We start from the raw sequence: 13,255 nt of genomic DNA on the forward strand, positions 1-13,255 counted from the left end.
AAGAATTCAGAAGCTGCCTGACCTCGTCTTGTCCTTCTTCAAACAGCCTGAATGTCACTATATTCATGCCTGACTTTAATTTTCGAAAGGTTAGTACCAAGAAGTTTGGCGGACAGAAACTCCCCGCATCACCGGATGCTATCCATCTAGGTAAAAAGCAATTGTACTTTGTGGAATTCAAAAATCAGTTTCCCAGCAAGATAGACAATGATGCCATTCGAAGAAAATTCAAACAAGGCACCAAAATCCTGCAAGACATGCTTGTTGATTTTGCCCCTCGCGATTGGCAACGCCTATTCTGCGTTGCCTTCAAACCCAACAATCGACCAACTTACTTCGACAGCCGCCATTTCGAAGAAAGCAAAGTGCGCTTCAATCTGGATGACCTGAACGCAGAACTTGGGCATTTTTACGACAAAGTCCTGACAGAAGACATTGATTTTTATTCAAGACAATTCAGGCAGTTGAAATGTTGATCTCCCATCGCCCAACGGGTAACACAAACCGGCATCGTGCCCTGCTGCAGATCAAAGGCGGGATTACTGATTGTTGTGTGATCGGCAAGATCGACGTACAGGCGCTGCACCGGTTTCAGAGCGGCTACCGTTCGTCGGCCAAGCTGTTCAAGCCTGTGCTGGATGGACTTGAGTTTGATTTTAGCCGCAAGGTTTTGCCGACGGGAGAGGAATAATGAGTGAGATTCAATATAACACGCATGAACAGGATATCGAGAGACATTTTTTTAGAGCTTCGACATCTGACTTTAAGAAGATTCTTGGTAGCCCAATTGCTTATTGGGCATCGGATGCTGTCGTAAAGATTTTTGCCAACGGAAAACCATTGGGATCCCTTGGAAAAATAGGCAAAGGCTCGGACACGGGAAAGAATGAACTCTTTATAAGAGCATGGCCAGAGATTAGCTTCAATAAACTAGATATTTATTGTCACTCCACCCAAGACACCTTCAATAACCATAAAAAATACTACCCCACCCATAGAGGCGGGGGGTTCAGGAAGTGGTTCGGCAATCAATCAGATGTTATTAATTGGCAGAACGACGGCAAAGCCATAAGGGATTGCCCCGGAAGCACAACAAGAAATCACAAATATTATTTTAATCCCTGCATTAGCTGGGGAAAAATCACCAGTTCCAAGCTAAGCGTTCGAAACATCCCACAAGGCTCGATTTCTGATGACGCTGGGCCTTCGGCTTTCCTTGGGAATTTGAATCAATCGACACTAGGATTTTTAAATTCATCCCTAGCTGAGAGATTGGTTTCTTTCTTAAGTCCCACCTTGAATTTTCAGGTTGGCGACATTAGCGCACTACCGATTCTTGAGTATTGTGAAAATATTGGAGAAGAACATGGTGCGATAATATCGACATTGATATCTATTTCTAGAAATGATTGGGATACACATGAAAACTCTTGGGACTTCACCGACTCTCCGTTATTGAGCAACGATCATCGCAGATTCACACTGGAAGCAACCTACCACTTCGTCCGCACCCACTGGCGCAAGATAACGTTGGAAATGCAACGCCTGGAAGAAGAAAACAACCGCATCTTCATCGACGCCTACGGCCTGAAAGACGAACTCTCCCCCGAAGTCCCCCTGGACGAGATCACCCTCACCTGCAACCCCCACTACCGCTACAGCGGAAACAAGACCGAGGACGAGCTGGAAGCCCTGCTGCTGGCCGACACCATGCGGGAATTCATTTCCTACGCCGTGGGCTGCATGCTGGGTCGTTATTCTCTGGACAAACCAGGGCTGATCCTGGCCAACCAGGGTGAGCCCCTGGCTGACTATCTGAAACAGGTGCCACAACCCAGCTTTACGCCGGACAAAGATAACGTCATCCCCATGTTGGATGGCGACTGGTTTGCCGACGACATCGTGGAACGCTTCCGGCAGTTTCTGCGCATCACCTTTGGCGAGGAACACTACAAGGAAAACCTGCAATTCATCGAGCAGGCCCTGAACGTCAAGGGCAAGCGCAACTACACCTTGCGCGATTACTTCCTTGGTGAGTTCTACACCGACCACGTCAAGCGCTACAAGAAGCGCCCGATCTATTGGCTGTTCTCCAGCCCCAAGGGCAGCTTCAATGCGCTGATCTATATGCACCGCTATCGCCCGGATACCGTCAGCGTGGTGCTGAATGATTACCTGCGCGAATTCCGTGCCAAGCTGGACGCCCACCTGCAGCACCTGAAGGCCACCAGCATCAGCGCCGGCAGCAGCCAGGGGGAAAAGACCAAAGCCCTGAAGGAAATCGACAAGGTCACCAAGGTCATGGCCGAGCTGGAAGACTATGAACGCGATGTCCTTTATCCTTTGGCCACGCAACAGATCGAAATCGATCTGGATGATGGCGTGAAGGCCAACTACCCAAGGTTCGGCGCTGCGCTGAAGAAGATCCCGGGGCTGGATGCCGAGGACGACGATTGAGGGCACTATGCTGATTCATTCAATTCAACTGAATAATTTCTTGAGCTTCGGGCCATCCGCCAAGGCGCTGCAGCTGGGGCCGCTGAATGTGCTGATTGGTCCCAACGGGTCTGGCAAGTCCAACCTGATGGAGTCGATCACCCTGCTGCAAAGCGCACCGGACAAATTGATGGACCCCATCCGCGATGGTGGAGGTGTGCGAGACTGGCTCTGGAAGGGCGGCAGCACCACGCCCGAAGCGTCCCTGGATTTTGTGCTCTCCAACCCGTTGGGCAAGCAGAACCTGCGATACACGCTGGCTTTCACCGAAGTCGGGCAGCGCTTTGAGATCGTCGATGAGCGGGTGGAAAATGAGGCTCCCCAGGACGAACAGTACGCGGAACCCTATTTTTATTACCACTTCAATCGCGGCAGGCCCGTTCTGAATGTGGGCAGCGAAAAACGTGCGCTACGGCAAGAGGATGTCGATCTCGAAAAATCCATTTTGTCCCAGCGCAAGGATCCCGATCAGTATCCGGAAATCACCTGGCTGGGCCAGACGCTGGGCAAGATCCGGCTGTACCGCGAATGGAGCTTTGGACGGTACACCGCACCACGCGCTCCCCAGAAAACTGATCTGCCCAATGTGCATCTGGAGCCCGACGCAAGCAACCTGGGGCTAGTCCTGAATCGGCTGAGCAACCAGCCCGCCGTCAAGCAGCGCCTGCTCACTGCCCTGCAGGCCCTCTACGAGGGCATCACCGACTACCATGTGCAGTTCGAAGGCGGTACCGTCCAGGTATTCTTCCACGAGGGGTCCATCCCGATTCCGGCCACACGGCTATCCGATGGCACCCTGCGCTATCTGTGCCTGCTGGTCGTGCTATGCCATCCCAATCCCCCACCCCTGGTTTGCATCGAGGAACCCGAGCTGGGCCTGCACCCAGACGTCCTGCCCACCCTGGCGGAACTCCTGAAGGAAGCATCCACCCGCACCCAGCTGATTGTCAGCACCCACTCCGACAGCCTGGTCGATGCGCTGAGCGACCAACCTGAAGCCATTATCGTGGCTGAACGATCTGCACAAGGCACCCACCTGACCCGGCTGGATGCTGTCCAACTGCAGCCCTGGCTGGAAAAGTATCGCCTGGGACAACTCTGGACACGCGGCGAGATTGGGGGGACACGATGGTAACGCTGTATGTTGAAGGCGGTGGCACGGCCGGGTCTTTGAAGGCAGAGTGCCGGAAAGGATTCAGACTATTCTTGGAAGCTGCTGGATTGATTGATGACAAGCTACGAATCGTAGCCTGTGGCAGTCGAGAGGATACCTATGACTCGTACTGCACGGCCCTGCATGCTGGAAAGGCTGCCATCCTGCTGGTTGATAGCGAAGCACCCGTGAGTCCCGAGGCGCAGCCCGGAAATAGCAGCTTGCAGGCTGATCGTGCCAAATGGAAACCCTGGCTGCACCTGAAGCAACGCAAGGGTGATGGTTGGAATAAACCAGATGGTGCAAGCGATCTGGATTGCCACTTGATGGTGCAATGTATGGAAGCCTGGTTAGTAGCCGATCCCAGTACGCTGAAAAAGTACTTTGGCCAAAGTTTCCACGAAAAAAAACTACCCAATGCAGCCAACCCCCTGGAGCTAGTGGACAAGGATGCGTTGTACCGTGCGCTGAAGGACGCGACCAAAAGCTGCCAAAAAGGGGCTTATGGCAAGGGCAAGCATTCATTCGACCTGCTGGCCCTGACGGATCCTGCCAAAGTCACACAAGCCTCCCCGTGGGCACAACGGCTGATCGAAACACTCCAGGAAACACGCTGACGTGAGCAAGTGGTGAGTAAATTAATGAGCAAGTCAGTGCACAAGCCGTCTACCCCCACGGCTAGAGTTGCAGCTAGAGTCACGGCTAGAGTCAGAAAGGAACCCAAAGATTGACCAACCCCCGCATCACCCAGGCCCTGAGCCGACTGTTCGACAAGCACCGCATCGTGTTCTGGCACGACGCGCAGCAGGAATTTCGCACGGAATTCGATTCTCTGGATCTACCGGATGTGCAGTGCATCACGGTGGCCAACAACGAGTTTGGTCTCAAGTACCGCATCCTGCGCGAAGAACCCCAGCAGAAATTCCTGCTGTACCAGGACGGCCCGCTGCCCGCCAAAGACACCGACAACTGGTTGTTGGACGTGCAACTGGCCTACGGGGAATTCCGCACCGACCAGACGGCCATCTGGCTGTCTGACCTGGAGCTGGGCCTGGATTTCGCCCCGGTTGTGCAGCAGCACACGGAATTTTTCCAATCGGCCAAGCGCCTGGAAAAGCTGAAGGCCAGCCTGCAGTCTGATGATACGCAGGGGCATATCCGCCTGAAGATGCTGGCCGTGTGCGCGGGTAGCGACCCCGGCCTGGATGATGTGGTGGCCAGTCTGCTGCAGGATCTGGCCAACGAGGACGAAGACGCCATCCACCTGATCGAACGCTGCCACTTGGATACCGTGCTGTGGGAACAGATGGCTCGCTGCTATGGGTACCAGTCGACATCGCCGGGGGTACGGGACTTTGCCATCGAGCTTTTCAAATCCTGCTACGCCATGGGGACCGACGGCCCGGTCAGGCTGAATGGCGACGCCCTGGTGTTTCTGAAGCGCTGGAAGGACAGCCGCCGCTTTGAGATCGGCTTTGTCACCCTGTCCAAGCAATGCGCTCAGATTCTGGATATCGAACACGACCTGGCCCAGCGGGATTTCCGCGACCTGATGGCGCTGGATTATTTTCGTCTGATCGACCAGAAAATCATCAGCGACCTGGTGCGCGCCGTAGTGGCCCGAACCGTATCCAGTGGTGAGGTCTCGCAGTGGGTACGCCAGCGCCGCCAGAGTCACTGGTATCAGGGCTTTGAAGACCTGTATGAAGCCATCGAGCAGGCCAGCCTGCTGACCCAGGCCCTGGCCGAATCCGACCTGCACATGGGCAGCCTGGCCGAAGGCGTGCAGCGCTACAGCCAGCACTGGTACCGGCTGGATCAACATTACCGCAAGTTCATTTTCCACGTGCGCAAGTCGGGCCAAGCATCCCTGATGGGGCCGCTGCTGGATCAGGTCGAGAACTTGTACACCAACACTTTCCTGCTGACCCTAGGTGACGGCTTCAGCCAGCAGGTGGAACAATCCGCCCTGTGGCAAGCCCAGCCCGTGAAACGTCAGGATGAGTTTTACCGCTACTGGGTGCAGCCCTTTCTGGACAAGGACATCAAGGTCTGCGTGATCATTTCCGACGCCATGCGCTACGAGGTTGGCGAGGAACTGCTGGGCCGCATCCGCCAGGAAGACCGCTACGGCGCCACCTTGGAACCAGCACTGTCCATGCTGCCCAGTTACACCCAGCTGGGCATGGCGGCCCTGCTGCCGCATCAGACGCTGGCCATTGCCAACAACGACACCGGCACCGTACTGGCCGATGGGCAAAGCACCCAGGGCACGGCCAACCGAACCAAAATCCTGCAAGCCGCTTTGCGCGGCCGGGGCCTGGCGATCAAAGCGGATGACTTCATGCAGCTGAACCGCGACGATAGCCGCGAGCTACTGAAAGCCAACGATGTGGTCTATCTGTACCACAACCGCATCGACCACACCGGCGACAAAATGCATTCCGAGGGCCAGGCCTTCGAGGCCGCCGACGCCACGCTGGACGACCTGCTGCGCCTGGTGAAAAAGCTGACGGCAGCCAACGTCAGCAATATCCTGATCACGGCCGACCACGGCTTCATCTACCAGGACCGGGAACTGGCCGAGAGCGACTTTCTGGCCGCCGAAGTCACCGGGCAGGCCGTGTTGTACCGCGACCGTCGCTTCGTGCTGGGCAAAGGGCTGGCCGATTCCCCCAGCCTGCACGGCTGGACATCCCCAGCGCTGGGCCTGTCGGGCGATGTCGAGATCCGTATCCCCAAGTCCATCAACCGCCTGCGCCGCCAGGGCTCTGGCAGCCGCTTTGTGCATGGCGGGGCCACCCTGCAGGAAGTCGTCATCCCGGTGCTGAAAATCAACAAGAAGCGCCAGAGCGACATCACCCAGGTCGAGGTGGAGATCCTGCGCGGGGCCAGCGCCATCATCACCTCCGGCCAGCTGGCCGTGACGCTCTACCAGACGGAAGCCGTCACCGACAAGATCCAGCCACGCAGCCTGCGGGCCGGCATCTACACAGAATCGGGCGAGCTGATTTCCGACTGCCATACCCAGGTGTTTGATCTGGTCTCGGATAACCCGCGTGAACGCGAACTGCCGCTGCGCTTTGTGCTCAGCCGCAAGGCAGACGCCGCCAATGGCCAGGAAGTGATCCTGCGGCTGGAAGAACAAGTGCCTGGAACCACCCACTATCGCGAATACAAGACGCTGCGCTACACCATGCGCCGGTCGTTCACCAGCGACTTTGACTTTTGAGGACCCGCCATGAATGCGCTGGACGAGAAGCTGAACCAACATTTTGCCGGTCTGGTGGTGCGCAAGGACCTGGTCAAGACGGTCAAGGGCAATGCCATCGTACCGTCTTATGTGCTGGAATACCTGCTGGGGCAATACTGTGCCACCAGCGATGAAGCCACGATCCAGGCGGGGATCGAGCGCGTCAAGGACATCCTGGCCCAGCACTACGTGCACCGCAACGAAGCCGGGCTGATCCGTTCCAATATCCGCGAGAAGGGCCGCTACAAGGTCATTGACAAGATCAGCGTGTCGCTGAACGACAAGGCCGACGTCTACGAGGCAGAATTTTCCAACCTGGGCATCAAGAAGGTGTTGGTGGAATCCGGCACCGTCAAGGCCCACCCCAAACTGCTGGTCAGCGGCGTCTGGTGCATCGCCGACATCGAATACGAGCATACGGAAGAAAAGGACGCCGTGCCCTGGGTGCTGGCCAGCCTGAAACCGATCCAGCTGTCGCACTTCGACTACGACGGATATCTGCAGGCACGTGCCCAGTTCAGCACGGACGAGTGGATCGACCTGCTCGTGCAAAGCATCGGCTTCAATCCGGAATTCATGAGCCGACGCAGCAAGCTGACCCAGCTGGTGCGCTTGATCCCGTTCTGCGAGCGCAATTACAACCTGATCGAGTTGGGGCCCAAGGGCACGGGGAAATCCCACATCTACTCGGAATTTTCCCCCCATGGCATCCTGATTTCCGGTGGCGAAGTCACCGTACCCAAACTGTTCGTCAATAACTCATCCGGCAAAATCGGCCTGGTGGGCTACTGGGATTGTGTCGCCTTCGACGAGTTTGCTGGCCAGCAAAAGCGCGTGGACAAGGCCCTGGTGGACATCATGAAGAACTACATGGCCAACAAGTCGTTTTCTCGCGGGGTGGAGACCCTGGGTGCCGAGGCATCGATGGTTTTTGTGGGCAACACGCAGCACACGGTGCCCTATATGCTGCGTCATGCCGATCTGTTCTGCGACCTGTCCGAAAAATTCTACGATTCCGCATTTCTGGATCGCCTGCACTACTACATCCCAGGCTGGGAGGTAGACATCATCCGCAGCGAAATGTTTTCCAGCGGCTACGGCTTTGTGGTGGATTACCTGGCCGAGATCCTGCGGGCGCTGCGCAACCACGATTATTCCGACCGCTACCAGGCGCATTTCAAGCTGTCGGCCGATATCTCCACCCGCGATCGTGACGGGATTCACAAGACATTTTCAGGTCTGATGAAGATCCTGTACCCCCATGATGGGGCCAACAAGGAGGAAACCGAGGAAATCCTGCGCTTTGCGATTGAAGGGCGCAAACGGGTCAAGGACCAGCTGCTGCGCATCGACAGTACGTACACGCCTGTGCGCTTTGCCTACCAGGATAGTGTCGGAAATGAGCACCTTGTTCAGACGCTGGAAGAGACTGAGTACCCCGGCCAGTATCACCAGACTTCGACCGATCACATTGCGTCGGCACCTGACCACACCACGGACGATGCGCCAACCAAAACCATTACGCCACAAGCAGATCACACTGACATTGCGTCGGGCCGGCAGCCACACGACTTAGCCCCCCAGCCAAAAGAGCAGCACCTGGTTTTCCAGGAAAATCAAAAAGGGCTGTCCTACGACAAATTGTTCCGACCGTACCTGCTGGGTGCCACCCAAATCACGCTGACCGACCCGTACCTGCGCCTTTTCTACCAGGTGCGCAATCTGATGGAATTTATCGAAACGCTGGTCAAGGCCAAGGCAGATGACGAGGAAATGACCCTGCACGTCATCACAGTCGAGGACGAGTTCAAGGGGGAGCAGCAACGGGAATATTTCGAGAAAATCCAGACTGCGGCCGGTGCCGCAGGTGTGACGCTGACCTGGGAATTTGACACGACCGGGGCACTGCACGCCCGCCACATCGTGACCGACCACGGCTGGAAAATTTCTTTGGATCGTGGGCTGGACATTTTCCAGCACTACGAGATGAACGATGCCTTCAGCTTCGCCAACCGGCTGCAGCAATACCGGGCGTGCAAGGCATTTGAGGTCACGTTTATTCGTCAATGACGATCACAGATAGAAGTCAAACTCAATGGATAACTTTACACAGGCCCAGGAGGTGAGGATCCACCCCCTGGGGACCACGGCAGGTGGTTGCTTAATCTGCCGGGAGCGCCGAAATACCGGAGGCAGAGACGTTTCGACTGTCATCTCTGCCAAGGTGGCACCCTTGCGGCGCAACTCCCACACAAGTTCCTTGATCCGTGTACGTTCAGCCCTGAAGGTGGCCTGGCTGACTGACCATCATGGTCGCGACGAATGAAATTATATTCGTAGCCTTTGCCAAAATACATAATTTTCAATAACGCTCGTGCTCACCCGTTTTCTCCTGCCTGTGGAAAAATTCATTTTCTTTTTTTAGCTCTTGGTAGTCGCAATAGAACTCATAGCTTTTTTGGACAACGACGAAAAGGCCGATGGTAGCCAGAACAGTTTTTATCACGAGGTACCTCCTATTGGGCTGACTGATTGAGACGCTCGCCGCACTCACCGCAGAACTTAGCGCCGACTGTCACAGGGGCGTGACATTTAGGACAATGGACGTCGGTTTTTTTAGACAGTGACTTTTGGCGTATGTAGGCTATCTGGACTACGCAAGGCACGGTGACTCGATATGCTGGGCTTGCCAGATCGAAAGCGGTCCAGACCCCGGTAATTGCCCACCCAATTGGGCCTGCAAATACACTGATTCCCCGCATCAGCGGAGCAGTTGCTGTGAAAGCCAAGCCTCGACCAAGAATGGCTTTGGCAGTTGATTGAGCCACGATTGCGGCGAGTTTGTACGCGGCAAAGCCTGATGCACTAATGGCAGCTTGTAGCGAGGCCATCATCAATGGGCCTGTGCCGGTGAATTTTCCACCTAGGTTTTCAAATAGCTCCTTACGTTCTTGATCTGACATCTTCTCAATGGACTGCTCTAGCACCTTTAGCAGAATCTCCATTTCAATTTTGGCACAGTCATTATTCTTGTTGTAGTTGACCTTGAGGTGATCAGCCACATCACACAGAAGCTCTTTGTAGGGCACACCATTGCCGCCTCGAAAGAGGTTGAAGAGACTATTTCCACCAAAGCTTCTTAGCTCCGTGGAGATAAGTGCAACATCTTCAGGCGAGATTTTGTTCGAGAGTCTAGCGTGTAAAAGCTGTTCGCAAGAATCTGCAGAAAGCGCGAGCCGCCCTTCTCCTTTGTCGGTTATGTGGTCAATGAGAATATGGATATCCTCATTTTCTGATTTTAGAAGCAAGGGGTCCAGGTCTGAGTCGGGGGTGTAAGTCATGGGAGAATACCTTTATTGAGTTGTTTGATTTGATTGGTAATTGATGCGGCTAACCCGACAAGAGCGACATGTTGAGCGTGACGCGCCTGGTGCTCTGGCTGTCTTAACATTAGTGCGCCCATGACATGACTAGCCCGGCGACGATTCTCGTTGATTTCATCGCGCTGAGCTTGTTCGTGCGGGTTGGATGCGGTACTAGAGGGTCTAGGAATTTTGAGCAGACCCTCGCGGTCAAGCACCTGTCGCACAGTTGTATGAGTTCCAAATTGACTACCCAAAATTTCGCGAGCAGCTCGCCCTATGGATTGGATATCGCCAACTGCCTTAATTAACATCTCCCAGTCTTCTGGCGTCATAAGAAGAAACGCTACGGGCACACCGAGGAGATTTGCCAAACGGTTAAGCGTGCGCAGATCCGGATTATTAGGCACGTGGTTTCCGTCCTTGGGCCTGAGCGTCTGAAGAGTGCTGCGGGCAATACCGGTTTGTCTGAATATATCAATGTTTCGCAGCCCCCCCGCTCGCCCATCATCACGTTGCGGGCCACCAACGCTTAAGGCTGCTCCGATGTTCTCGCCAAGTGACTTGCATAAGGCTTTGAACTGTTCATCTCCCTGTGCGATCTTGTCATCTGACATATAGGCCTCTACTTTTCGCCTTTGGCTACCATGGCGAGTCCAAGTAGAGCAATGCTGCTGACAGCAAGGAATACGCCATCAGATCCTGCTTCTTTGGCTAATTCTTCAATCATTTTTATAATATCTTTCATCTCTATTCCTCTAGGCTCGACTGTAGATTGTGCTGATTTATATTCAAACAGTCAGTGGTATCTGATGTGCTGCGTCCTTACTTCACGTTTAGGCCCTTAGCTATTAGAGCGAGCCCAAGAAGGGCTGCGCTGCCCACCGCAAAGAATTTTGTAGCCGGGTCTGCATCTTTAGCTACGTCGCTAATCGCTTTGATGATGTCACTCATTTCTGTTCCTTTAGGTTGTAGGCTGTGTTGATTTACGTTGAGGCAATCAGTGACTAGAGATTACAAGAGAAATTAGGTGTGTGAACTATAAAATGAAGTGTATACGCTACTCTCTATTATACAATTGGAGCGTGTGGACTCCTATTCTATAAATATCTTGGATGGAAGCGCAGAGGGGGACCCAAGTGCTGCTCACCAAGCAGTGAGCCATTGCGGTCGCATTTGCCTCGTATGTCCCGGATCTAAGGTCAGATCGGAGGTATCGCAATGGGAATTCAGTACAGTCATTTGAGCCCTAAAGAACGGGCAGCCATCCAGGCTGCCGCCGGTACCGCCGGTGTGACTCTGACCTGGGAATTCGACACGACCGGGGCACTGCCCTCTGAGTCAGAATAGTTGTCGCTCCGATAGAATCTTCAACACGAGGGTGATGATGGAAGGACAAATTGGCTCGATACGGACAAGAATTCAAGGATCGTGCAGTGGCACGACTGTTGCCGCCTGAGAGCGCGCCTGTGCAGCAGGTCGCGCAGGAACTGGCTATCTCGGCGGCTACGCTGGAACGTTGGTTGGCAGCGACGCTGTCGAGGCCTAGCGAGCATCGCCTCTGGACGGCACAGGCGCGCCTGGAAGCGCTGATCGCGACGGCTTCGATGGACGAGGCAGGTAAAAGCGCCTGGTGCCGCGAAAACGGTTTGTACCCCCAAGAGATCACACGCTGATGCGAGACTGCCGCACAAGCTTTGGCCGCCCCCCGGGATCGGCCTGCGAGCCAGTCTGAGACCAAGGCCGATCGCAGGCGCATCAAGGAGCTCGAACGCGATCTGCGGCGCAAGGAGAAGGCGCTCGCTGAGACGACAGCGCTGCTGGTGCTGCGAAAAAAACTCTCGGCGATCTTTCCAACGGACGAGGGCGAGGACGCATGATCGCCCTGAAGGATCGCCAGGACATGGTTCGTTTGATTGAGCAAGCGCATGCCGATGGAGCGCGTCTGCACAAAGCCTGCAAGGAAGCCGGCATCGACGTGCGTACACTTCAGCGCTGGCGCGCCCACGCGGGGCTTGTCCATGGTGACCGGCGCCCCGACGCGGTGCGGCCTCAGCCCGCACACACGCTGAGCGTCGATGAACGTGCACAACTGGTTGCGGTAGCCAATGCCCCGCGCTTTGCCGATCAGCCGCCCGCGCGCATCGTTCCCGCACTGGCCGATGAGGGGATCTATCTTGCCAGCGAATCGAGCTTCCAGCGGGTGCTGCGTGCCGAAGGCCAGCTGCGCCATCGTGGCCGGGCCAGCGCACCGAGCCGCCGACGTGAGCCCACCACTCATGTGGCGACGGGCCCAGGACAGGTCTGGTGTTGGGATATGAGCTATTTGCCTGCCCAGGTAGTAGGCCGGTGGTTTTACCTGTACCTGATTATGGATCTGTACAGCCGTAAGATCGTTGGCTGGGAGATTCACGAAACTGACGATTCCAGGCATGCCGTGGCCCTGCTCAAGCGCACGAGCCTTGCCGAAGGAATCCACGCCATGGCTGACAAACCCATACTGCACAGGGATAACGGTGCCACCCTGAAGGCGACGACGGTGCTCGCACTGCTGCACTGGCTGGGGATCAAGCCCTCGTATTCCAGGCCGCGCGTCTCGGACGATAACGCCTTCGTCGAGTCCCTCTTCAAGACGGCAAAATATCGGCCTGAGTTCCCTGCCAGGGGCTTTGCTGATCTGCAGGCGGCGCGCCAGTGGGGCCGACGCTTCGTGCAATGGTACAACTGCGAGCATCTTCACAGCGGCATCCGCTATGTCACCCCGGCACAGCGTCACGCTGGGCAGGACCTCGCCATCTTGCAGGCGCGCCACAAGCTCTACCAGCGGGCGCGGGCGATGAACCCGGCACGCTGGTCGGGAGCCACCCGCAATTGGGCGCCGGTCGGCGCCGTGACGCTCAACCCCGAACGCGATGCTGCCATCAATCATGGAGTGCCACTGGATAGCGAAATGAGTGCATGACACGGGCGACAACTACCTTGACTTCTTCC

General features: G+C 55.6%; 11 protein-coding genes and 1 pseudogene. 8 read left to right on the forward strand and 4 right to left on the reverse strand.

All coding sequences use genetic code 11. The features are described from left to right. The 7 genes from CCA01S_RS14715 to brxL form a co-directional block, all read left to right on the forward strand. The coding region (locus CCA01S_RS14715) for a hypothetical protein (RefSeq protein WP_232305145.1) at positions 1-476 on the forward strand (476 nt) is incomplete at its 5' end. Beyond that, positions 470-691, forward strand: a complete 222-nt coding sequence (locus CCA01S_RS14720; RefSeq protein WP_066459855.1) for a hypothetical protein — start codon at positions 470-472, stop codon at positions 689-691. The genes CCA01S_RS14715 and CCA01S_RS14720, both read left to right, overlap by 7 nt. Further along, positions 691-2,457, forward strand: a complete 1,767-nt coding sequence (gene pglX / locus CCA01S_RS15465) for a BREX-1 system adenine-specific DNA-methyltransferase PglX (RefSeq protein WP_084386822.1) — start codon at positions 691-693, stop codon at positions 2,455-2,457. Before CCA01S_RS14720 ends, pglX begins: the two co-directional genes overlap by 1 nt. Positions 2,458-2,464: 7 nt before the next feature. Next, positions 2,465-3,631, forward strand: coding sequence for an AAA family ATPase (locus tag CCA01S_RS14730; protein WP_066459856.1), 1,167 nt, complete (start codon positions 2,465-2,467; stop codon positions 3,629-3,631). Beyond that, positions 3,625-4,266, forward strand: coding sequence for a DUF4276 family protein (locus tag CCA01S_RS14735; protein ID WP_066459858.1), 642 nt, complete (start codon positions 3,625-3,627; stop codon positions 4,264-4,266). The genes CCA01S_RS14730 and CCA01S_RS14735 overlap by 7 nt, the downstream gene beginning before the upstream one ends. A 110-nt stretch (positions 4,267-4,376) precedes the next feature. Further along, entirely contained in the window at positions 4,377-6,881 is a 2,505-nt protein-coding gene (gene pglZ, locus CCA01S_RS14740; protein WP_066459861.1) for a BREX-1 system phosphatase PglZ type A, read from the forward strand. A 9-nt stretch (positions 6,882-6,890) separates the two neighbouring features. Then, entirely contained in the window at positions 6,891-8,972 is a 2,082-nt protein-coding gene (gene brxL, locus CCA01S_RS14745) for a BREX system Lon protease-like protein BrxL (RefSeq protein ID WP_066459863.1), read from the forward strand. A gap of 446 nt (positions 8,973-9,418) precedes the next feature. Here brxL and CCA01S_RS15470 read toward each other — a convergent pair whose 3' ends face one another. From CCA01S_RS15470 to CCA01S_RS16255, 4 genes are all read right to left on the reverse strand, one after another. Further along, positions 9,419-10,243: a ubiquinol-cytochrome C chaperone family protein gene (locus CCA01S_RS15470; RefSeq protein ID WP_084386823.1), complete on the reverse strand. Its 825-nt coding sequence runs from the start codon at positions 10,241-10,243 to the stop codon at positions 9,419-9,421. After that, entirely contained in the window at positions 10,240-10,881 is a 642-nt protein-coding gene (locus CCA01S_RS15765) for a GatB/YqeY domain-containing protein (RefSeq protein WP_146030667.1), read from the reverse strand. Before CCA01S_RS15765 ends, CCA01S_RS15470 begins: the two co-directional genes overlap by 4 nt. Before the next feature lie 8 nt (positions 10,882-10,889). Next, positions 10,890-11,012 carry a hypothetical protein gene (locus tag CCA01S_RS16250; RefSeq protein WP_258005693.1) on the reverse strand — a complete coding sequence of 41 codons (123 nt, stop codon included), beginning with the start codon at positions 11,010-11,012 and terminating at the stop codon, positions 10,890-10,892. A 77-nt stretch (positions 11,013-11,089) separates the two neighbouring features. Next, positions 11,090-11,218, reverse strand: a complete 129-nt coding sequence (locus CCA01S_RS16255) for a hypothetical protein (RefSeq protein WP_258005692.1) — start codon at positions 11,216-11,218, stop codon at positions 11,090-11,092. A 446-nt stretch (positions 11,219-11,664) separates the two neighbouring features. Here CCA01S_RS16255 and CCA01S_RS14760 point away from each other — a divergent pair. Continuing rightward, a pseudogene (locus CCA01S_RS14760) lies at positions 11,665-13,226 on the forward strand (IS3 family transposase). The last annotated feature ends 29 nt before the right edge of the window (positions 13,227-13,255 follow it).

Origin of the sequence: Castellaniella caeni NBRC 101664, from assembly GCF_001592225.1 — a bacterium.
GTDB lineage: Bacteria > Pseudomonadota > Gammaproteobacteria > Burkholderiales > Burkholderiaceae_B > Castellaniella > Castellaniella caeni.

Excerpts from the sequence above, each read along its gene's own strand:
- brxL (WP_066459863.1), top strand. The coding sequence starts at position 6,891 with ATGAATGCGCTGGACGAGAAGCTGAACCAACATTTTGCCGGTCTGGTG.
- CCA01S_RS15765 (WP_146030667.1), bottom strand. The coding sequence starts at position 10,881 with ATGTCAGATGACAAGATCGCACAGGGAGATGAACAGTTCAAAGCCTTA.
- CCA01S_RS15470 (WP_084386823.1), bottom strand. The coding sequence starts at position 10,243 with ATGACTTACACCCCCGACTCAGACCTGGACCCCTTGCTTCTAAAATCA.
- CCA01S_RS16255 (WP_258005692.1), bottom strand. The coding sequence starts at position 11,218 with ATGAGTGACATCATCAAAGCGATTAGCGACGTAGCTAAAGATGCAGAC.
- CCA01S_RS14730 (WP_066459856.1), top strand. The coding sequence starts at position 2,465 with ATGCTGATTCATTCAATTCAACTGAATAATTTCTTGAGCTTCGGGCCA.
- CCA01S_RS16250 (WP_258005693.1), bottom strand. The coding sequence starts at position 11,012 with ATGAAAGATATTATAAAAATGATTGAAGAATTAGCCAAAGAAGCAGGA.
- pglX (WP_084386822.1), top strand. The coding sequence starts at position 691 with ATGAGTGAGATTCAATATAACACGCATGAACAGGATATCGAGAGACAT.
- CCA01S_RS14720 (WP_066459855.1), top strand. The coding sequence starts at position 470 with ATGTTGATCTCCCATCGCCCAACGGGTAACACAAACCGGCATCGTGCC.
- CCA01S_RS14735 (WP_066459858.1), top strand. The coding sequence starts at position 3,625 with ATGGTAACGCTGTATGTTGAAGGCGGTGGCACGGCCGGGTCTTTGAAG.